Source organism: Streptomyces sp. NPDC052023 (assembly GCF_044548465.1).
Lineage (GTDB): Bacteria > Actinomycetota > Actinomycetes > Streptomycetales > Streptomycetaceae > Streptomyces.
Map to the genome: position 1 here is coordinate 278,633 of NZ_JBIUBW010000001.1, position 19,784 is coordinate 298,416.

Consider the following 19,784-nt stretch of genomic DNA (forward strand, 5'->3'; position numbering starts at 1 on the left):
GCGGCGGGGGCCTCTTGCATGATGGGGCCATGCGCGCTGCCCGCCTGATCAAGATGGTGCTCCTGCTCCAGTCCCGGCCCTCCATGACCGCGGCCGAGCTCGCCCGCGAGCTGGAGGTCTCCGAGCGGACGGTCACCCGGGACGCGCAGGCACTGTCCGAGGCCGGGGTTCCGGTGTACGCCGACCGGGGACGGGCCGGGGGGTACCGGCTGATCGGCGGGTACCGCACGCGGCTGACGGGCCTGCACCGCGGTGAGGCCGAGGCGCTGTTCCTGTCCGGAGTGCCCGGGGCGCTGCGCGAGATGGGTCTGGAGGACGCCGCGTCGGCGGCCCGGCTGAAGGTGTCGGCCGCCCTGCTGCCGTCCCTGCGCGACGCGTCCCGTACGGCCGCGCAGCGCTTCCATCTGGACGCGCCGAACTGGTTCAAGGAGCCCCGCACGCCCGAGCTGCTGCCCGCCGTCGCGGACGCGGTCTGGGACGACCGGCCTCTCACCGCGCGCTACCGCCGGGGCGACGGCGAGGTGGAGCGGGAGCTGGAGCCGTACGGGCTCGTGCTCAAGGCGGGCGTCTGGTACCTGTGCGCACGGGCGGCCCCGCAGGGGGCGTGGCGGGTCTACCGGATCGACCGGTTCACCGCCGTCGCCACCGGGGACGAGCGGTTCGCGCGGGACGAGGACTTCGACCTGCCCGCCTTCTGGGAGGAGCGGGCCGAGCAGTTCGCGCGCTCCATCCTGCGCGCCGAGGTCCAGGTCCGGCTCTCCCCCGCCGGGGTGCGTGCCCTGCCGCACGCCGTCGATCCGCTGTCCGCCCGCGAGGCGCTGGACGACGCCGGGGCGCCGGATTCCGGCGGATGGGTGACGCTGACGCTGCCGGTGGAGTCCGAGGAGGTCGCCCACACCCAGCTCACGGCGCTCGGCGCGGAGGTCGAGGTGCTGGCTCCGGCGAGCCTGCGGGCCCGCTTCGCCGGGGACGCGGCCCGGCTCGCCCGGCTGTACGGCCGCTGACGCGGCACTACCTCCGATAACAATCCACCGCACTCCGCGTGCGCCCCACCCGGGAAGGCCCGATGCTTGACCCGTGATGGACGAGACGGAGTTCTGGGAGCTGATCGACGCCACCCGCGAGGCCGCCGAGGGCGACCCCGAGGAGCAGGCGGACCTCCTGGTGGAAAGGCTCCTCCAGCTGGACCCCGACGAGGTCCTCGACTTCGCCCGTCACTTCGAGGCCCGCTACAACCGCGCGTACACCTGGGACCTGTGGGGCGCCGCGTGGGTGCTGCTCGACGGGGCCAGCGACGACGCCTTCGACTTCTTCCGGTGCTGGCTGATCGGCCAGGGCCGCGAGGTGTACGAGGGTGCCGTGCACGTCCCTGACGCGCTCGCCGACCTGCTGGACGAGTTCGACGAGGAGATCGACGGCGACGGCGAGGAGCTGGGCTACGCGGCCGACGAGGCCTACGAGCAGCTGACCGGGACCGTCGCCCCCGACCTCGGCATCGCGCCCGCCGCCGCGGAACCGGAGGGCACGCCGGTGGACTTCGAGAACGAGGCGGCGCTCGCGGAGCGGTATCCGCGGCTGTGGGCCCGCTTCAAGGAGTGAGAGCGGTCAGCCTTCGAGCCCCGCGGGGAAGTACGCCTGCGTCTGGTCGGCGTGGCGCAGCGGTGCCGCGTTGGCCTGGTCGAGGGCGGACGCTATGGCCGCGGCCGGGCCCACGACGACCGTCGCGACCGCGCAGAGCACGCGCCACGGCCCGCGCAGGGCCTCGCTCCAGGTGCCGGTGCCGCCGCTCATGATCTCCGCCTCCGGCCGGTCCCCGCCCGGCGCGGCAGGCCGCGGGCCGTGCGGCCCCCCGCGGGGCGGCTGGGGCCTTCCCGGGGGGTTCACGGGCGCCCCTGCAACCGGGCCGCCAGGTCCCTGATCTCCGGCAGCCGCGCCGTCAGGGCGGCGCCGGGGCAGCTGGTCATGTAGCCGTCGCCGTGGCCGGCCAGGGCCGGCAGCGTGGCGGGGGTGCCGGCGGCGAAGCGGCTGAGGCTGCTGCTGGAGACCAGGCGCACCTGGGTGTGCGGGTCGGTGCCCGACATACCGAGCTTCCAGGCGGCCAGTGCGGCGATCGCGTCGGTCATCACGCGCGGCACCTCGGCGCCCTCGGTGAACGTGCCGATGGCGGCGATGCCGGCGGTGCGGTGGTTGAAGCCGACGGTGTGGGCGCCGGTCACGGGGCGGTCGACGCCGCCCGCGCGGCCCTCGTAGATGGTCCCGCAGCGGTCGACGAGGAAGTTGTAGCCGATGTCGTCGAAGTCGCGGGCGCCGGTCTGCCCGGCGTAGAGGTCGCGGATGATCTGTGGGACGTCGGCGCAGCGGTAGCCGTTGGGCGTGTCCGTGTGGTGCACGAACACGGCGACGACCGAGTCGTCGTAGCGCGGCGGCGGCTGCTTGCCGCCGGTCGCGCTCCCCTCGGCCCAGAACGAGCGGGGGACGACGGGCGGCCGGGGGGCGGAGTGCGGGGCGGGCACGCGGGCGGCGAGCGTCCGGGCCTCGCGGGCGGCCGTCGCCGACCGGTCCACGGCGTTCGCGCAGAGCGCCAGGGCCATGACCGCCGCGAGGCCGGGCAGACAGCCCGCGAGCGTCACGGCGGCGCCGGGTATGTGCACGGCGCGGGGCCGCGCTCCCCGTCTTCTTCTCATGCCACGTTTCAGGACACGCATGGACCCACTGTCGGGCCGGTCCGGTCCGCCCGCGATGTGTGCTGTGCCACCTGGTGGAACCATCGTCCGGGTCAGTGACGTTTTTCGGGTACACGCACACGTGGCCGGTTTCCGGTCCGGCACCGCGGGCGTGGCTGATCACTGGGTCCCTCCGGCGCGTACCAAAGCGTGCTGGGGCGCGTGACCCGCGCGCACCGACCGGGACTGGAGAAAGGCGGCTCCGTGGACCTGCTGGACATCCTGCTGGCGCTGGTGATCCTGATCTACGCCGGCTCCGGCTACCGGCGCGGGCTGGTGGCCGGCTGTGTCTCGCTCGCCGGGTTCGTGGGCGGCGCGGTGATCGGCGTCTGGATCCTGCCGTGGGTGATGGACCTGGTGTCGCCGGGGACCACGGCGGCGACGGTGACGGCGGTCCTCACGGTGCTGGTGCCGGCGGTGGTGGGGCACGAGCTGGCGGGGCGGCCGGCGCTGCGGCTACGGCGGGAACTGGAGCGAGGGCCGCTCAGGGTGGCCGACGGGGTCGGCGGGGCGGCGGCGAACTCGGTGGCCGTGCTGATCGTGGCGTGGGTGGCGGCGAGCGTGCTGGCCGCGTCCTCGTCTCCGCTGCTGACGGGCGCGATCCGGGACTCGCGGCTGCTCGGCGCGGTGCAGACCGCGATGCCGGACGCCACACCGGGCTGGTTCTCGCGGGCCACGTCCGCGCTGACCGAGGCGGGCTTCCCGCAGGTGTTCAACCCGTTCGAGAACGAGTCGACGGCCGAGGTGGCCAGGCCCTCCGGGGACAACGTCACGGCGAGCGCCACCGACGCCGCCCGGCGGAGCACGGTGAAGGTCGAGGGCGTGGCGGACGGCCAGGGGCGTGAGGGCAGCGGGTTCGTGTACGCGTCCGAGCGTGTGATGACCAACGCGCACGTGGTGGCGGGCATCGACGAGCCGACCGTCCGGATCGGCGGGGTCGGGCCGTCGTACCAGGCCCGGGTGGTGCTGTTCGACCCGGACAAGGACGTGGCGGTGCTCCACGTCCCCGATCTGCCCGCCCCCGCCCTGGAGTTCGACGACGCCGAGCGGGGCGACGCGGCCGTGGTCGCCGGCTACCCGCAGGACGGCGGGCTGGACCTGCAGGCCGCGACGGTCGCCAACCGGGTGCGGGCCACCGGACAGAACATCTACAACAACGAGAACGTCACGCGGGAGATCTACTCGATCCGCTCCACCGTCCGCCCCGGCAACTCCGGCGGCCCGCTGCTCACCACCGAGGGCAAGGTGTTCGGCATGGTCTTCGCCCGCTCCACCTCCGACGCGGAGACGGGGTACGTCCTGACGGCCGCCGAGGTCGCCGGTGACGCGGCGCGGGCGGCGGAGGCGACGGTGCCGGTGGAGACGGGCGAGCTGGTGAGCTCGTGACGCCCCGGCACGGCACGATGGCTCAGAGGAACCGGCCCATCAGCACGTCGTCGACGTACTGCCCGTCGAGGAAGAACTCCTGCGGCAGCACCCCCTCCACCACGAAGCCCTCCGCCTCGTAGAGCCCCCGGGCCGGCGTGTTGTGCCCGAGCACCCGCAGGGTGATCCGGCGGGCGCCCTGGCGCCGTGCCTCGTCCTGCACGGCCCGCAGCAGCGCCCGGCCGACCCCGCCGCCACGCGCCTCCTCGGCGACCACCAGGCCTTGTATCTGGCGGACGTGCGCGTTGCTCTCCAGCGGCGTGGGCAGTCCCAGCCGGATGTAGCCGGCGACCGTTCCCGCGACTTCGGCGACGAGGTGGTCACGTGGCCCGAACCGTTCGCCGAAGAAGGGCTCGTACGGCGGCCTGGGGCGCGGCTGGACGGAGTGCAGCACGGACCAGCAGGTTCGGTCCAGCCGTCCCAGCGTCTCCTCGTCGGCGTACCTGGCGTGACGTATGTACGGAACCGGCATGAGGTCACTGTACGGCGGCCGTACGAGCGCCAGTCCGGCCCTTGTGCCCCCTCGACCGGCAGGATGGACGCATGGAGCGAATCGCGGTGGCCGGCGCGTCCGGCCTCATCGGCAGCGCCCTCGTGCGGTCCCTGACCGCCGACGGGAACGAAGTGGTGCGTCTGGTGCGGCGGGAGCCCCGGGCGGCGGACGAGATCCGCTGGGACCCCGAGGGCGAGTACGTCGACGCGGACGGGCTCGCCGGGTGCGACGCGGTGGTCAACCTGGCGGGTGCCGGAGTGGGCGACCGCCGCTGGACCGAGGCGTACAAGGCGAAGATCCGTGACAGCCGGGTGCTCGGTACGGCGACGCTGGCCAGGGCCGTCGCCGGGCTGCCGGCGCGGCGGCGGCCGCGCGTCTTCGTCGGCGGCAGCGCGATCGGCTACTACGGGGACACCGGGGAGCGGGCCGTCGACGAACAGGCGCCCCCGGGGCGGGGCTTCCTGCCGGAGCTGTGCGTGGAGTGGGAGTCGGCCGCGGCGCCCGCCCGGGACGCCGGGGTGCGCACGGTGTACACGCGGACCGGGCTGGTGGTGTCCCGCGACGGCGGCGCCTGTGGGCGGCTGTTCCCGCTGTTCTCGGCGGGACTCGGCGGGCGGCTCGGGGACGGGCGGCAGTACTGGTCGTTCGTGTCGCTGCACGACGAGGTGGCCGCGATCCGGCACCTGCTGGACCGGGAGGACCTGTCCGGGCCGTTCAACCTGACCGCCCCGGAGCCGCTGACGAACCGTGAGATCACCGAGGCGATGGGGAGGGTGCTGCGCCGGCCCACGCTGTTCGCGGTGCCGTCGCCGGTGCTGCGGGCCGCGCTGGGCGAGATGGCCGGGGACGTGCTGGGCAGTCAGCGGGTGGTGCCGAAGCGGCTGCTGGAGTCGGGGTTCAGCTTCGCGTTCCCGGGGATCGAGGGGGCGATTCGGGCGGCGGGGTGAGGTGTGCCGACGCGTCTGACCGTATGCGACCGGCGTGCGACCGTGCCCTGCTCATGCGCGACTGCCCTTGACCGAACGCGAGCCTAACCTCGACCCAACTCGGGTATCTCCAGAGCCGGTTGAGGGCATGAGCTCTCCACCGGCCGTGCAACGTCGAGGAGGGGCACGTGCTTGAGCCCGCGTATCAGGCGGACGTCGTCGTCGTGGGAGCCGGGGTCGCCGGCCTCGCCGCGGCGCATCGGCTGACCGGTGCAGGAATCGCCACCACCGTGCTGGAGGCCGCCCCTTGTGTGGGCGGCCGGATGGCGACGGAGAAGGTGGACGGCTTCCGGCTCGACCGCATCGGGCAGCTCCTGTTCACGTCGTATCCCGAACTGCGCCTGACACCGGGGCTCGGCGCGCTCGCGTTGCGCGCGTTCGCCCCCGGTGTCCTGCTGCACAGCGACGGGCGCCGGCAGCGTGCGGGCGCCCCGGCGGGCGGCGGGAGCGCAAGGGGCGCACTCCATGCAGTGCGCGCCCTTGCGAGCGCCCCCCGGGTGACGCCGCGGCCCGCCGCCGGGTCCCGAGGACCGGCCGGTGCGCCGCTGGGCGGAGCCATGGACCAGGCGCGGCTCGGGGCCGCGCTGGCCCGGATCGGCGCGACGCCGGTCGAACGGCTCCTGTCGCGACCGGAGTTGCCCGCCGGACAGGCCCTCGCGGCGCGCGGGCTGCCCTCCCGGACCATCGACGGCTTCCTGCGCCCGCTGCTCGCCGCGCTGCTGTGCGACCCGGAGCTGACCACCTCCAGCCGGTGCGCCGACCTCGCGCTGCGGGCGTTCGCGGCGGGGCGGATGTGTCTGCCTGAGGGCGGCGCCGAGGTGCTGCCGGAGCTGCTCGCGCACGGGCTGCCGCCGGGTTCGGTGCGCACCGGGGTGCGGGTCACCGGCGTGTCCACGACGTCCGTGAGCACCGCCGAGCACGGGGAGTTCCGGTGCCGTGCGGTGCTGGTGGCGACGGACGCCCGGACGGCGGCCGAGTTGCTCCCGGGGCTGCGGGTGCCCGACTTCCACCCGGTGACGGTGGTGCACCACACGACCGACGAGCCGCCGCAGACCGGGGCGTCGCTGCTGCTGGACGCCGACCGGGGCGGGCCGGTGGCGCACACGGCGGTGGTCAGCGCGGTGGACCCGGCGCGGGCGCCGGCCGGGCGTGCGCTGGTGTCGTCGACGGTGCTGGGGACGGCGCCGGACGACGTCGACACGGCGGTGCGCATGCATCTGGCGCGGCTGTACGGCACGCCGACGGCGCGCTGGGAGACGCTCGCCGTGCAGCACACCGCCGATGCCGTGCCGGCGATGCGCCCGCCGCACGATCTGCGACGGCCGGTGCGGCTGCTGGCGGGGCTGTACGTGTGCGGCGACCACCGGGACACCAGCACGGTCCAGGGCGCCCTGCACTCGGGCCGCCGCGCGTCCGCGGCGATCCTGGCGGACCTGGGGGCGTCGGACTCCCTGCACACCGCGGACCCGACGCCCACGGCCCGCGCGGCCTGAGCAGCGGCCCGGCCCACCCGCGACGGCCACAGGCACCGGCGCCGGAAGGAGCAGGGCCTGCCGTGCCGTCGCGGCGGCCCGGGAAACCGCCCGCGGCGCGAGCGCCGCCCACGACGACGGCGGTCCCCCTGCGCCGCGCTCCCGTCGGTCAGTTCAGCGCCGCCACCTTGTCCCGGTAGGTCCGGGCCGGGGCCGCGTCCCGGTACGGCTCCAGGCGGCGTTCGAAGTCCCTGACGTACTCCACCGCCCGTACCGAGCGCATCTCCGCCGCCTGGCCGGCCGCTTCGGCGGCCAGCTGACAGGCCTGGTCGAGTTCGCCCAGCCCGAGCCGGGCGGTGGCGAGGACGACACGGCAGAACAGCCGGCTGCGGGCGAGCCCGGCGGGCCGCAGTTGCAGGGAGCGCTCCGCGTGCTGCGCCGCGGCCCGGAACTGCTGAAGGTCCCGGTGGCAGTGCCCGAACTCGTCGGCGAGCTGCCCCTCGTCGAAGAAGCGCGCCCAGGACGGCACGTCGTCCCCCGCCCGGGCCGCCTCCAGCGCGCGCTCGGCGCGCACCAGGGACGCGGTGCACGCCCGCACCTCGCCCAGGACCCCGTGCCCCCGTGCCTCGGCGGAGTGCAGCAGCGCCTGCACGACGGGCGGCGCGGAACCGCCCACCCCCTGCTGGGCCACCCGCGCCAGCTGCACGGCCTCCCGCCCGTGGCTGAGGTAGACGGCCTGGCGGCTCATGGTGACCAGCACATACGCCCCGTAGGCCCGGTCCCCGGCGGCCTGCGACAGCCGCAGCGCCTGCACGAAGTACCGCTGCGCGAGGCCGTGCGCGGCGATGTCGTACGACGTCCAGCCGGCGAGCCGGGTGAGGTCGGCCGCGGCGGCGAACAACCGCCGGCCGGTCTGCTCGCCGTAGCTGCCGCGCAGCATCGGTTCGAGTTCGTGTTCCAGGTAACGCACCAGGGCCTGCCGGGCGTGGCCGCCGCCGTAGGCGTTGTCGAGGGTGCGGAACAGCTCGGCGACCGAGCGGAGCGCGGCGATGTCGCCGCCGGTGACCCGGTGGCCGGGTCCGCGCTCGGCCCGGCCGCGCTGCTGGGGCACCCCAGGGCGGCCCTGGACGGGCACCCGGGCCGGGGACTCGCCCCGGGCCACCCGCTCGTCGGCCCGGCCGATCAGCCAGTCCCGGCTGGGGACGACCAGCCCGGCCGGGGTGAACGCGATCTTGCGCAGCTCGGCATGGCTTCCGGAGTCCTTGCGCCACAGGCCGCTGACGATGTCGACGGCCTCCTCCGGACCGGCCGCGAACTCGAGACCCGCGTAGACCGGGGCGCAGGCGTCCAGGCCCAGGTCCTGGGCGGTGAGCCGGCGGCCGAGCCGGCGGGTGAAGACCTCGGCGATGAGCGCCGGGGTCGTTCCTCGGGGCTGCTGTCCCCGCAGCCAGCGGGTGACGGACGTCTTGTCGTATCTCAGATCGAGTCCGTGTTCGAGGCCGAGCTGGTCCACGCGACGGGCGAGACCTGCGTTGGAGAACCCCGCTTCTGCGATGAGCGCGGCGAGCTGGCGGTTGGGAGTGCGCTGCGCGGGTCGTTCCGTCATCTGCGGTGCGGTCTCCTGCCTTCGGGCTTTCGGCGGCCGTTGCCGCCGCGCTGCCCGGATTGCCTGTGAGCAGCCCTTATGGCCTCGTGAACGGCGCGAATGTAGCGGAGAGTGAGCAGCTGATCGCACACTTCGACGTTCATTCATCCGATCGTGTGAGGATTGCCACCAGCGCTGACGCACCCCCGGCAGTCGTACAGTGGCGTAGGCGCTTTTCGTGCCTTACGACCTTCTAGGGAGGCGCTTGCCGTGAGTGAGTTGCGGTTCGTCCGTATGGGATTCGGTGCGGACGCCGTCGAGTACCAGGAGGCGTGGGACGAGCAGCGCCGGGTGCACGCGGCGCGGTTCGCCGACGAGATCCCCGACACCGTGCTGCTGCTGGAGCACCCGCCGGTGTACACCGCGGGCCGGCGCACGGCCGACAGCGAGCGCCCCCTCGACGGCACCCCCGTCATCGACGTGGACCGCGGCGGCAAGATCACCTGGCACGGACCGGGCCAGCTGGTGGGCTACCCGATCCAGAAGCTCCCGCGTCCGGTGGACGTGGTGGCGCACGTGCGGCGGCTGGAAGAGGCGCTGATCCGCACCTGCGCGGAGTTCGGCCTGGAGACCACCCGGGTCGAGGGCCGCAGCGGCGTCTGGGTCCTGGGCGACCCGGTCGAGCAGCGCCCCTCCTTCGGCGGCCTCTCCCTCGACTTCGACCCCCGTCTGCAGGACGAGGAGTTCGACCCGCGCCTCAACGGCCCCGAGTACGCCCCCTCCAACGCCGGCCAGCGCCGCGAGGACCGCAAGATCGCCGCTATCGGCATCCGGGTCGCCAAGGGCGTCACCATGCACGGTTTCGCGCTCAACGTGAACCCGGACAACAAGTGGTTCGACAAGATCATCCCCTGCGGCATCCGCGACGCGGGCGTCGCCTCCCTGGCGGCCGAGCTGGGCCGCGACGTGACCATCGAGGAGGTGCTCCCGGTCGTCGAGCGCCATCTGCGGGACGTACTGGGGCACGCGGACCTGCGACCGCGGGCGATCGAGAGGACGCCGGCATAGATCCGGCCGGTCCGGCGTTCGAGGACAGGGCCCCTTCAGGGCCTGAGCGGGGTCCGGGGGCGGCAGCACCCGGCAAGGCCGGCATCGTCGTCGGCCACCAAATCAACGGGCGTACCCTGGGGAACGCCGAAGAATCAATCGCTAGGGAGCCGGTCGTGTCCGCAGTCGCACCCGACGGACGCAAGATGCTGCGCCTGGAGGTCCGCAACAGCCAGACCCCCATCGAGCGCAAGCCCGAGTGGATCAAGACCCGGGCGAAAATGGGCCCCGAGTACACGAAGATGCAGAACCTCGTGAAGAGCGAGGGCCTGCACACGGTCTGCCAGGAAGCCGGCTGCCCCAACATCTACGAGTGCTGGGAGGACCGCGAGGCGACCTTCCTCATCGGTGGCGACCAGTGCACCCGGCGCTGCGACTTCTGCCAGATCGACACCGGCAAGCCCGAGGCGCTGGACCGCGACGAGCCCCGCCGCGTCGGCGAGTCCGTGGTCACCATGGACCTGAACTACGCCACCATCACCGGCGTCGCCCGCGACGACCTGGAGGACGGCGGCGCCTGGCTCTACGCGGAGACCGTGCGCCAGATCCACGCGCAGACCGCGGACCGCGAGGCCGGCCGGACCAAGGTCGAACTGCTCGCCCCCGACTTCAACGCGGTACCCGAGCAGCTGGCCGAGGTCTTCTCGTCCCGCCCCGAGGTCTTCGCGCACAACGTCGAGACGGTCCCCCGGATCTTCAAGCGGATCCGCCCCGGCTTCCGCTACGAGCGCTCCCTGAAGGTCATCACCGAGGCCCGCGACTACGGCCTGGTCACCAAGTCCAACCTGATCCTCGGCATGGGCGAGACCCGCGAGGAGATCAGCGACGCGCTGAAGCAGCTGCACGCCGCGGGTTGCGAGCTGGTCACCATCACGCAGTACCTGCGCCCGAGCGTCCGGCACCACCCCGTGGAGCGCTGGGTGAAGCCGCAGGAGTTCGTGGAGCTGAAGGAGGAGGCCGAGCAGATCGGCTTCTCCGGTGTGATGTCCGGCCCGCTGGTGCGCTCGTCGTACCGCGCCGGGCGGCTGTACCAGATGGCTGTCGAGAAGCGGGGTACGTACATCGCGGCGCAGGCCGTCTGACACGGCGTCACCTGCCTGCCCCACATGGCGCGCGGCAAGCGTGTGAATTCCCGCACAAGCGACTACCCGCCAGTAGTGACCGATACGGCGCGGTCCTGACCGTCCTCGCAGATGAGGACGTGCGTCAGGGCCGCGTCGGCGTTCGGGGGCTGCGCATCAAGGTTTCATTGGTGTTTGACCGGTCGGTCACGCCCTGGTAACACCAATCAGTGACGCTGGACTCACACCACGTACACCCACCGCAACCCTTTCGAGGGGGGACCTCCGCCATGCAGGCCGCGCCCGTTCGCGCCACCGCCATTCCGTCCTTCGCCACCGCCCTGCGCGCCGTGGAATCGCTGCTGATGAGCAGCGGTCAGCGCACGGCCCGCCGCAACGCCTGGACCTCCGTGCTGGAGGACCGCCGCCGGGCCAAGGACAGGATCGAGGCGCAGCAGATCGTGGAGCAGGCCTTCGCCCGTCGCTCCTGAGTTGCGCACTGCCGTCGAAGGCGCTTCGCGGGCCACGTAGACTCGTGGCATGGCGAGGAAGGAAACCGCAGCGGACGCTGCGAACCCCGGGCGACTGAAGCAGATCGCTCTGACCTACAAGATGACCCGCAAGGCCGACAAGAAGATCGGTCTTGTGCTCGCGGCAGTTGGAATCGTCACCTTCGGTGTCTTCCTCGCGATCGGTTTCTTGATCGGTCACCCCATCTATCTCGGCATCCTGGGCCTGCTGCTCGCCTTCCTCGCGACGGCGATCGTCTTCGGGCGCCGCGCCGAGCGGGCCGCCTTCGGGCAGATGGAGGGTCAGCCGGGCGCCGCCGCGGCCGTGCTGGACAACATCGGCCGCGGCTGGTCGACGACGCCGGCGGTGGCGATGAACCGCAGCCAGGACGTGGTGCACCGGGCGGTCGGCAAGGCCGGCATCGTGCTGGTCGCCGAGGGCAACCCCAACCGGGTGAAGTCCCTGCTGGCCGCCGAGAAGAAGAAGATGAACCGGGTGGTCGCGGACGTGCCGGTGCACGACCTGATCGTCGGCACCGGCGAGGGCACGGTCGAGCTGAAGAAGCTGCGCACGACCATGCTGAAGCTGCCGCGCGTGCTGACCGGGCCGCAGGTGACCGCCACCACCGACCGCCTGCGGGCGATGGGCGACCTGATGAGCAACATGCCGCTGCCGAAGGGGCCGATGCCCAAGGGCATGCGGATGCCGAAGGGCGGGCCGAGGACTCGCTGAGACGCGGCGGGGCGACACGCGATCACTGAGCCGGCGGCACCTGGGGTGCCGCCGGCTCAGCCGTTTGCCCGGTCCGTTTGACACGCCACCGAACGGAGCATCCGGCCGGTAACGGACTGATGCACTCTTAGCCTTCGGAATGTGACAAAACGCCATATCACGTATCTCGCATGCGCGACCACGCTCTTCGGCGCGCTCATTGGCACCGCCCCCGCCTCCGCCAGCCACCGCATCCACGTGGTGCTGCCGGGCGAGTCGATCCAGAAGGTGGTCGACGCCGCCCAGTCCGGCGACACGGTGCTCGTGCTTCCCGGCACCTACCACGAGAGCATCACCGTGCGGAAGCCCGGACTGACCCTGCGGGGCATGGGCCAGCGCACGGTGATCAAGCCGGCCGCGCCGGGCGTCAAGAAGGCCCCGATCGGCTGTGACGCGGCCGGAAACGGCATCTGCGTGATCGGGGCGAAGACCAAGCCCGTCACGGACGTCACCATCGCCGATCTGAAGGTGACCGAGTTCCCCAAGGTCGGGGTGTACGCGCTGGGGACCGACCGGCTGACCGTCGAGCGGGTGACCGCCGACAACAACGGCCAGTGGGGCATCTCCCAGGAGCACTCCACGCGCGGCGTGTTCCGCAAGAACACCGCCCGGGGCAACGGTGACGCGGGGATGTTCCTCGCCAACAACGTGAAGGCCGAGGTGGGCGCCACCGACACCAAGGGCACGGTGATCGAGCGCAACCACCTGGAGGGCAACCGCATCGGCCTGACCGTCCGCCGGCTGCGGAACCTCACCGTGGCGCACAACTACGCCACCGGCAACTGCGCCGGCATGTTCATCGTCGGCGACGAGAACAAGCCGAAGGCGGGCGCCCTGACCGTCAGCGACAACCGCGTCGAGCAGAACAACAAGTACTGCGCGAAGACCGCCCGGCTGCCCTTCCTGCAGGGCTCCGGGATCGTCCTGACCGGTGCCGAGAACACCCTGGTCACCCGGAACACCGTCGCCGGCCACCAGGGCACGTCCCCGCTGTCGGGCGGCATCGTGCTGTTCAAGAGCATGGTGGGCGTCACCAGCGAACGGAACCGGATCACCGGCAACCGGCTGGAGAGCAACGCGCCGGCGGACCTGGTCAACCAGGAGGCCACCGCGAGCGCCAACGCCTTCGACGCCAACACCTGCGGGTCCTCCAAGCCCTCGGGGCTGTGCTGACCGGACGGATCCGCCCCACCCACGCAAGGAAGGAAGGCGGCACATGACCGCTGCATCCCCCGGGCTCTCGGCTCCTCCGCCACCGCCGCCGTCGATGCGGCTGAGAGAGCTCGTGTTCGGGGCGGCGTGTGCCGCCGCCGTCCGCGCGGCCGCCCGGCTGGGCGTCGCCGACGTCCTCACGGACGCCCCCATGACCGTGGAGGACCTCGCGGCCGCGGTGAAGACCGAGCCGAAGCCGCTGCGCCGGCTGCTGCGCGCCCTGTCCTGCTACGGCGTCTTCGCCGAGGGACCCGACGGGACGTTCACCCACACCGAGATGTCCCGGCTGCTGCGCGAGGACGACCCCAACAGCCTGCGTGACATCTCCCTGTGGTGCACCGAGCCGTGGACCTGGGACGCCTGGCCGAAGCTGGACGAGGCCGTGCGCACCGGCCGGAACGTCATCGAGGACCTGTACGGCAAGGAGTTCTTCGTCTACCTCAACGAGGACGCCCCGGAGTCGGCCGACGTCTTCAACCGGGCGATGACCACCTCCAGCGAGCAGTCGGCGCGCGACGTCGCCGCGCTCCTGGACCTGTCCGGTGCCTCGTCCGTCGCGGACCTCGGCGGCGGCCAGGGGCACGTGGTGGCGAGCCTGCTGGACAAGTACCCGTCGATGCGGGGCTACCTGCTCGATCTGCCGCGGGTGGTGGAGAACGCCGTGCCGCGCTTGCGCCAGGGCGGTGACCTGGCCGGACGGACGCGCATCGTGCCCGGCGACGTCCGGGAGTCCGTCCCGGTCGAGGCGGACGTCTACATCATCAAGAACATCCTGGAGTGGGACGACGAATCCACCGCCAGGCTGCTGCGCAACGTCGTCCAGGCCGGCGGTCCCGGCACCCGGGTCGTGGTCATCGAGAACCTCGTCGACGACACCCCGTCGATGCGCTTCAGCACCGCCATGGATCTGCTGCTGCTCCTGAACGTCGGCGGCGCCAAGCACACCACCGCCAGCATGACCGGACGGCTGACGGCGGCGGGTCTGACCGTCGGCGAGATCCGGCCGGTCAACCCCTACCTGCACGCCTTCGAGTGCACGGTCCCCGGGTGAGCGGAGCGCTCTTCCGGAAACGCCGGTGCCGGGCCCGCGGCGGACGCGGGCCCGGCACCGGTGGCCTGACGGGCGGGGTTCAGGCGCGCGCGTCGCGCTCCCAGAGGTAGAAGCGCTGTGCCATCGCGTCCTTCGGGGACCGCCAGGTCTCCGGGTCGTACGCGCTGACGTACGCCGAGAGGCGCTCGCTGATGCCCACGAACTCGGGGTGCGAGCTGACCTTGGCGATGGCCGGTCCCGGCTCGCGGTCCGACTCGACGAGGTGCATGTACACGTCGCCGAACTGGAAGAGGCTGCGCCGGACGACACCGATGAGGTGCGGCAGCTCTCCCCGGTCGGACTCCGCGAACACCTTGGCGATGTCAGGGGCGGAACCGGGCGCCATCTTGGCGACGATCAGGGCCTGGTGCACGTTCTTCTCCTGTCGTCCGGCTCAGTCGGCCAGGGCGGGGGCGGACCGGTGACCGGAGGCCGCCTTCTCGATCTTGTCCCGGATCAGGGCCATCTGGATCTTGGAGTTCTTGTTGATGTTGTCGGTCATCCAGGCGTCGTCGCACGGGGCGTCCGGCTTCATCGAGAAGTCCTGCGTCCAGACCATCCGGGTGCCGTCCGGGACCTCCTCGTACTCCCACCGGATGTTCATGTAGGCGAACGGACCGGTCTCCACGCGGCGCGCCTCGACGCTGAGCTGGTCGCGGTCGGCCTCCCGCTCCGAGACCCAGCTCCACACCTTGCCGTTCTCGTCGGGGTGCATGGTGAGCCGGAAGGTGGTCGTGTTCCCCTCCTGGGAGAGGATGTCGGCGCTGGCGTACTCGCTGAACAGCTGCGGCCAGTTCGCCACGTCGTTGGTCATGTCCCAGACCAGGTCGACGGGCGCGGCGATGGTGATCTCGTTCTGGGTGTGTCCGGCCATGTCAGGCTCCCGCGGGCAGTGCGCTGTTGACGAGGTCGAGGAACTGGCGGGGCGTCTTGGAACGCTCCGCGTCGTTGGGCATCGGCGCCCCGTGCCGGTTCTCCAGCTCGCCGACGATGCCGAGCAGGCCGAGCGAGTCGATGCCGAGGGCGTCGAAGCCGGCGTCGTACCGCTGCTGGAGTTCCTCGGGGGAGACGGAGACTCCGGCGGCCTTCTTCATGAGCTCGGACAGCTCTTCCACAGTGATGCGGTGATTCATGATGATTCCTCCTCCTTGCTGCAGGGCAGCTGGTGTGTACGGCTCACTCGGCGCCGCGTCGCAGCACGAGTGCCGAGTTCGACCCCATGAGGCCCCGGCTGAGGACCAGCGCCGTACGCAGTTCGGCGGCGCGGGCGCGGCCGGACACCAGGTCGAGGTCGTGGCAGATGTCGAAGACGCCGGGGGTGGGCGGGACCAGGCCGTGCTCCAGCGCGAGCACCGCGGCCGCGGTGTCCAGCACCGGCGCCGCGCAGTAGCCGCGGCCGATCCCGGTCTTGGGCGCCGTGACGGGCACGCGCCGTCCGTGCGCACCGAGGGCGTCCGCGATGGCCAGGGCCTCCGCACGGTCGGCCTCCGGCACCCCGAGGGCGTCGGCGAAGACCACGTCGACCTCCTCCGGCGCGCAGCCCGCCTCGTCGAGGGCACCCCGGATCGCCTGGGCGAGCCCGGCTCCGGAGTCCGCCCAGCGGGAGGCGCCGGTGAACGTCGCCGCATGCCCGGCGACGAAGGCCCGGACGGCGGCGCCGCGCTCGCGGGCCGCTTCCTCCGCCTCCACCACGAGCATCGCGCCGCCCTCGGCCGGTACGAACCCGCAGGCGGCCTCCGTGAACGGGCGGTACGCGCGGGCCGGGTCGGCGACGGTGCTCAGCTCCTGGTATCCGACCTGGCAGACCACCGAGTACGGCGCCAGCGGCGCCTCGGTGGAACCGGCCACGATCACGTCGGTGCCACGCCGCACCGCCCGTGCCGCGTGCGCCAGGGCGTCCAGACCGCCGGCCTCGTCGGAGGCGACGACCGAGCAGGGGCCCTTGAACTTGCGGCGGATGGAGATCTGTCCGGTGCTCGCGGCGTAGAACCAGGCGATGGACTGGTACGGGCCGACGAACCGGCTGCCCTTGCCCCAGAGCTGCTGCAGCTCGCGCTGGCCGAACTCACCACCGCCGGACCCGGCGGCCGTGACCACTCCGATGGAGTACGGCTCCTCGGAGGTGTCGGCCTGCCCGAGCCGCGCGTCCTCCAGGGCGAAGTCCGCCGCTGCCATGGCGAAGTGCGTGAACCGGTCGGTCTGGACGAGGAACCGCTCCTCGATCGTCGCCGCCGGCTCGAAGCCGCGGACCTCGCCCGCCACCTTCAGCGGAAGGTGCTCGCAGCCCTCACGGGTGACCCGGTCGAGAACGCTGAGGCCATCCTTGGTGGCCTTCCAGAAGGTGTCAATGGTGGTGCCGTTGGGCGCGACCACCCCGATGCCGGTGACGGCCGCGCGCCGATCGTGCGGTTCGCTCATCGTGTCCTCACTCCCTCGTTCGGGTCAGGACCACCGCCGACTGGAATCCCCCGAAGCCGCTGCCCACGGACAGGACGCTGTTCAGCTTCCGTTCGCGGGCGACACGCGGGACGTAGTCCAGGTCGCACTCGGGGTCGGGGGTCTCGTAGTTGGCGGTCGGCGGCACGACCTGCTTGGCGAGGGCCAGCACACAGGCGACCACCTCGATCGCCCCGATCGCCCCGAGTGAGTGCCCCACCATCGACTTGATGGAGCTCATGGGGGTGTCGTAGGCGTGCCGGCCGAGCGCCCGCTTCACGGCCGCCGTCTCGTGGCGGTCGTTCTGCCGGGTGCCGGAGCCGTGTGCGTTGACGTAGTCGATCGCTGTCGGGTCCAGCCGGGCGTGGTCGAGTGCCAGATCTATCGCCCGGGCCATCTCCAGACCCTCACTGGTCAGGCCGGTCATGTGGTAGGCGTTGCCGAAGGTGGCGTAGCCGCCCAGCTCGCAGTAGACGTGCGCGCCGCGGGCCCGTGCGTGCTCCAGTTCCTCCAGGACGAGCACGGCGCCGCCCTCGCCCATGACGAAGCCGTCACGGTTGTTGTCGAAGGGGCGGGAGGCGTGGGCGGGATCGTCGTTGTTGGGTGACGTGGCCTTGATCGCGTCGAAGCAGGCCATGGTGATCGGGGAGATCGGGGAGTCCGAGGCACCCGCTATGCAGATGTCGGCCCGGCCCTCCTCGACGGTGTGGAAGGCGTACCCGACGGCGTCGAGGCCGGAGGTGCAGCCGGTGGAGACGGTCTGCACCGGGCCCTGGGCGCCGAAACGTTCCGCCACCGCGGAGGCGACCGTACTGGGCGAGAACGCCCGGTGCAGGTGCGGCTCCGCCTCACGGTGGTCGACGTCCCACCGCTCGCCCCGGTTGCTGACCAGGACGTAGTCGTGCTCCAGCCGGGTGGTGCCGCCGACCGCGGTGCCCACGGACACCCCGATCTTCCACGGGTTCTCGCGGTTCAGGTCGAGACCGGAGTCCCGGACCGCCTCCGCGCCGGCGACCAGGGCGAACTGTATGTACCGGTCCGCGCGCGCGACCTGTTCCTCGTCCAGGCCGTGCGCGGACGGGTCGAAGTCGCATTCGGCGGCTATCCGCGAGCGCAGTCCCGAGGGGTCGAAGAAGGTGATGCCCCGGGTGGCCGTCCGGCCGTTGGCCAGCAGATCCCAGAACGCCGGCACCCCGATGCCGCCCGGGGCGACGATGCCTATGCCGGTCACCGCCACACGCCGGCTCATGACCTGACCTCACCTCGGTCGTGGGCGGCACCCGCGGAGGCGGGCTCCGTGACCACCGCGGCGGCCCCGATGACGTCCGTCTCCTCCGTGTCGACGTGCCCCATGCTCGGGCGCGGGGCCAGCGGCCCCAGGTGGAAGACGATGCGCGCCTCCACGTTGCCCGTGTTCCGGAAGCGGTGACGCATGTGGGCGGGGATCATCAGCCCCTGCTCCGGGCGGAGCGGGTGCGGTTCGCCGTCCAGGTCCACTTCCAGCTGACCGCAGACGACGTACACGAACTCCTCGGAGTACGGGTGGTAGTGCTCACCGATGCGGTCGCCGGGCTGCACGATGGCCACGCCCATGAAACCGCTGGTGGAGCCGACCGTGGTGGGGGTGAGCATGGCGCGCAGATCGCCGCCGCGCCGGGTGTTGGGCTCGACCTCGCTGAGGTCCACGATCTTCGGAAGGGGTTTGATCACGACGTTCCTCCGTGGTTGTGCTGCGCCTGATGGACTCAGGCGTCCGGCGAGCGGCGGTCGGTGATGAGCTTCATGCGGGCGGCGTCGCCGTCCAGCAGGGACTTCAGCGGGGCCAGGGCCCCGGGCTCGGGCAGGGCCGCTTCGACGCCCGCGCCGGGTCGTACGTCGACCAGCCGGACGACGACGTCGTCGCGCTGGAAGACCGTGCTGCGCAGGACCGGGGTGGCCGGGTCCTCCGCCGCGTCCTCGTCCAGCCGGGCGAGCGCCTCGGCCAGCCGCATCCCGCAACCCGGCCGGGCGGGGATGTACAGGGCGTGCCGCTCACCCTCGTGCCGTTCGTCGACGCTGACGTGGTGCACGGCGGGCAGGGCCGCCCGGGTGAAGAACACGCGCGCGGACTCGTCGCAGCTGAGGTCCCGCTCCTGCTCCAGGTACGGGTTGATGGCCTCTTCGACCGCCCTGACCTCGGGCTGCCGGGCGACGTGGCGCAGCGCCTGGAGCAGGTCGCCGCGGACCTCGATGGCCCGTACGACCCGGTTGCCGATCAGGAACAGAGAGGTGCGGACCAGACGCGTGGTCTCGTCCACATGCGTCTCGGGGGAGTCGTAGTTCGCGAGGATCTTCGCGACCTCCGGCTCGCTGCCCGGCTTGACCGTGAAGGTCAGGGCGTGGCGGATCACGCCGTCGCCGATCCGGGGAGACACCTGCAGCTTGCGCTGTGCCGGGTCGACCTTCGCCAGCCCGCGGCCCATCTCGCGCACCACGTGGAAGCGCAGCGAGCGGGTGTCCCGGATGCAGCTGTGCATCGGCTGCACCATCTGCACGTGCTCCTCGCTGTTCACCCAGGCGAGGAACGGCGGGGCACTCTCCCACTCACTGGTGATGAGCCATTGGGAGGGATTCTCGATGGACTGGCACAGCTGGTCGCTGACGTGGCCGGGCACCTTGGCCACCTGGTTGCACAGTTGCTCGTATGCCTCCAGGAACTGCTGCTGGGCACCGTCGTATACGTCGACCAGCAGGACGACCCGGAGGGGTGAGCCGTCGAAGACGGACTGGGAGACCCGTTTCGACACCTGTCGCGTCAGCTGCTGCGAAACCTTTTCCGACGTAGTGGTCATGCTGCGCAATCTCCTTCTCTGGAGGCAGAGGCGAACGCCGCCGCCGATGACGCGACGTCAGCGCCTCTTGATCCTCTGCCGC

The 19,784-nt window shown here is 72.2% G+C and carries 22 protein-coding genes; 11 read left to right on the forward strand and 11 right to left on the reverse strand.

The features are described from left to right. Nucleotides 1–29 precede the first annotated feature (29 nt). Both ACIHCM_RS01240 and ACIHCM_RS01245 read left to right on the forward strand, forming a co-directional pair. Nucleotides 30–1,004 (forward strand): helix-turn-helix transcriptional regulator, encoded by a 975-nt coding sequence (locus tag ACIHCM_RS01240; protein WP_399887512.1) that lies wholly within the window; start codon nucleotides 30–32, stop codon nucleotides 1,002–1,004. 76 nt (nucleotides 1,005–1,080) lie between these two features. Beyond that, on the forward strand, nucleotides 1,081–1,599 hold the full coding sequence (locus tag ACIHCM_RS01245) for a DUF4240 domain-containing protein (protein ID WP_393108072.1): 519 nt from the start codon (nucleotides 1,081–1,083) through the stop codon (nucleotides 1,597–1,599). Nucleotides 1,600–1,605: 6 nt separating this feature from the next. Here the strand turns inward: ACIHCM_RS01245 and ACIHCM_RS01250 are convergent, their stop codons facing one another. Both ACIHCM_RS01250 and ACIHCM_RS01255 read right to left on the reverse strand, forming a co-directional pair. Then, nucleotides 1,606–1,791: a hypothetical protein gene (locus ACIHCM_RS01250; RefSeq protein WP_399887514.1), complete on the reverse strand. Its 186-nt coding sequence runs from the start codon at nucleotides 1,789–1,791 to the stop codon at nucleotides 1,606–1,608. 89 nt (nucleotides 1,792–1,880) lie between these two features. Continuing rightward, the gene (locus tag ACIHCM_RS01255) at nucleotides 1,881–2,705 is read right to left on the reverse strand and encodes a peptidoglycan recognition protein (RefSeq protein ID WP_399887516.1); all 825 of its coding nucleotides are present in this window, start codon (nucleotides 2,703–2,705) and stop codon (nucleotides 1,881–1,883) included. Nucleotides 2,706–2,927: 222 nt separating this feature from the next. On the opposite strand from ACIHCM_RS01255, the gene ACIHCM_RS01260 reads away from it, so the two are divergent. Continuing rightward, complete coding sequence (locus ACIHCM_RS01260) at nucleotides 2,928–4,109, forward strand: MarP family serine protease (RefSeq protein ID WP_399888679.1); 1,182 nt, start codon at nucleotides 2,928–2,930, stop codon at nucleotides 4,107–4,109. Nucleotides 4,110–4,131: 22 nt separating this feature from the next. Here the strand turns inward: ACIHCM_RS01260 and ACIHCM_RS01265 are convergent, their stop codons facing one another. Beyond that, a complete protein-coding gene (locus ACIHCM_RS01265) occupies nucleotides 4,132–4,620 on the reverse strand; it encodes a GNAT family N-acetyltransferase (protein ID WP_399887518.1) in 489 nt (162 codons plus the stop codon). A gap of 71 nt (nucleotides 4,621–4,691) precedes the next feature. On the opposite strand from ACIHCM_RS01265, the gene ACIHCM_RS01270 reads away from it, so the two are divergent. Then, entirely contained in the window at nucleotides 4,692–5,588 is an 897-nt protein-coding gene (locus ACIHCM_RS01270) for a TIGR01777 family oxidoreductase (RefSeq protein WP_399887520.1), read from the forward strand. A gap of 167 nt (nucleotides 5,589–5,755) precedes the next feature. Further along, nucleotides 5,756–7,120, forward strand: coding sequence for an NAD(P)/FAD-dependent oxidoreductase (locus tag ACIHCM_RS01275; RefSeq protein ID WP_399887522.1), 1,365 nt, complete (start codon nucleotides 5,756–5,758; stop codon nucleotides 7,118–7,120). 148 nt (nucleotides 7,121–7,268) lie between these two features. Here the strand turns inward: ACIHCM_RS01275 and ACIHCM_RS01280 are convergent, their stop codons facing one another. Then, nucleotides 7,269–8,705, reverse strand: a complete 1,437-nt coding sequence (locus tag ACIHCM_RS01280; protein ID WP_399887524.1) for a regulator — start codon at nucleotides 8,703–8,705, stop codon at nucleotides 7,269–7,271. 249 nt (nucleotides 8,706–8,954) lie between these two features. Here ACIHCM_RS01280 and lipB point away from each other — a divergent pair, with 249 nt between their 5' ends. From lipB to ACIHCM_RS01310, 6 genes are all read left to right on the forward strand, one after another. Continuing rightward, complete coding sequence (gene lipB, locus ACIHCM_RS01285) at nucleotides 8,955–9,752, forward strand: lipoyl(octanoyl) transferase LipB (RefSeq protein ID WP_399887526.1); 798 nt, start codon at nucleotides 8,955–8,957, stop codon at nucleotides 9,750–9,752. Between the two features lie 155 nt (nucleotides 9,753–9,907). Next, nucleotides 9,908–10,873, forward strand: a complete 966-nt coding sequence (lipA, locus tag ACIHCM_RS01290) for a lipoyl synthase (protein WP_399887527.1) — start codon at nucleotides 9,908–9,910, stop codon at nucleotides 10,871–10,873. A 269-nt stretch (nucleotides 10,874–11,142) separates the two neighbouring features. Further along, nucleotides 11,143–11,343 (forward strand): hypothetical protein, encoded by a 201-nt coding sequence (locus tag ACIHCM_RS01295; protein ID WP_393104495.1) that lies wholly within the window; start codon nucleotides 11,143–11,145, stop codon nucleotides 11,341–11,343. Nucleotides 11,344–11,392: 49 nt separating this feature from the next. Beyond that, nucleotides 11,393–12,094, forward strand: coding sequence for a DUF4191 domain-containing protein (locus ACIHCM_RS01300; protein ID WP_399887530.1), 702 nt, complete (start codon nucleotides 11,393–11,395; stop codon nucleotides 12,092–12,094). Between the two features lie 141 nt (nucleotides 12,095–12,235). Next, nucleotides 12,236–13,306, forward strand: coding sequence for a nitrous oxide reductase family maturation protein NosD (locus ACIHCM_RS01305; protein ID WP_399887532.1), 1,071 nt, complete (start codon nucleotides 12,236–12,238; stop codon nucleotides 13,304–13,306). Nucleotides 13,307–13,349: 43 nt separating this feature from the next. Further along, nucleotides 13,350–14,396: a methyltransferase gene (locus ACIHCM_RS01310; RefSeq protein WP_399887534.1), complete on the forward strand. Its 1,047-nt coding sequence runs from the start codon at nucleotides 13,350–13,352 to the stop codon at nucleotides 14,394–14,396. Between the two features lie 79 nt (nucleotides 14,397–14,475). Here the strand turns inward: ACIHCM_RS01310 and ACIHCM_RS01315 are convergent, their stop codons facing one another. From ACIHCM_RS01315 to ACIHCM_RS01345, 7 genes are read right to left on the reverse strand one after another with little or no spacing between them, the layout of a single operon-like run. Then, a complete protein-coding gene (locus tag ACIHCM_RS01315; RefSeq protein ID WP_399887536.1) occupies nucleotides 14,476–14,808 on the reverse strand; it encodes a TcmI family type II polyketide cyclase in 333 nt (110 codons plus the stop codon). Nucleotides 14,809–14,829: 21 nt separating this feature from the next. Continuing rightward, a complete protein-coding gene (locus tag ACIHCM_RS01320; RefSeq protein WP_399887538.1) occupies nucleotides 14,830–15,309 on the reverse strand; it encodes an SRPBCC family protein in 480 nt (159 codons plus the stop codon). A 1-nt stretch (nucleotide 15,310) separates the two neighbouring features. After that, nucleotides 15,311–15,568 carry an acyl carrier protein gene (locus ACIHCM_RS01325; RefSeq protein ID WP_393104483.1) on the reverse strand — a complete coding sequence of 86 codons (258 nt, stop codon included), beginning with the start codon at nucleotides 15,566–15,568 and terminating at the stop codon, nucleotides 15,311–15,313. 43 nt (nucleotides 15,569–15,611) lie between these two features. After that, the gene (locus ACIHCM_RS01330) at nucleotides 15,612–16,853 is read right to left on the reverse strand and encodes a ketosynthase chain-length factor (protein WP_399887541.1); all 1,242 of its coding nucleotides are present in this window, start codon (nucleotides 16,851–16,853) and stop codon (nucleotides 15,612–15,614) included. 7 nt (nucleotides 16,854–16,860) lie between these two features. Further along, nucleotides 16,861–18,120: a beta-ketoacyl-[acyl-carrier-protein] synthase family protein gene (locus ACIHCM_RS01335; RefSeq protein WP_399887543.1), complete on the reverse strand. Its 1,260-nt coding sequence runs from the start codon at nucleotides 18,118–18,120 to the stop codon at nucleotides 16,861–16,863. Next, nucleotides 18,117–18,581, reverse strand: coding sequence for a cupin domain-containing protein (locus ACIHCM_RS01340; RefSeq protein WP_393104477.1), 465 nt, complete (start codon nucleotides 18,579–18,581; stop codon nucleotides 18,117–18,119). The genes ACIHCM_RS01335 and ACIHCM_RS01340 overlap by 4 nt, the downstream gene beginning before the upstream one ends. Nucleotides 18,582–18,616: 35 nt before the next feature. Continuing rightward, nucleotides 18,617–19,702 carry a TcmI family type II polyketide cyclase gene (locus ACIHCM_RS01345; protein WP_399887546.1) on the reverse strand — a complete coding sequence of 362 codons (1,086 nt, stop codon included), beginning with the start codon at nucleotides 19,700–19,702 and terminating at the stop codon, nucleotides 18,617–18,619. Nucleotides 19,703–19,784 lie beyond the last annotated feature (82 nt).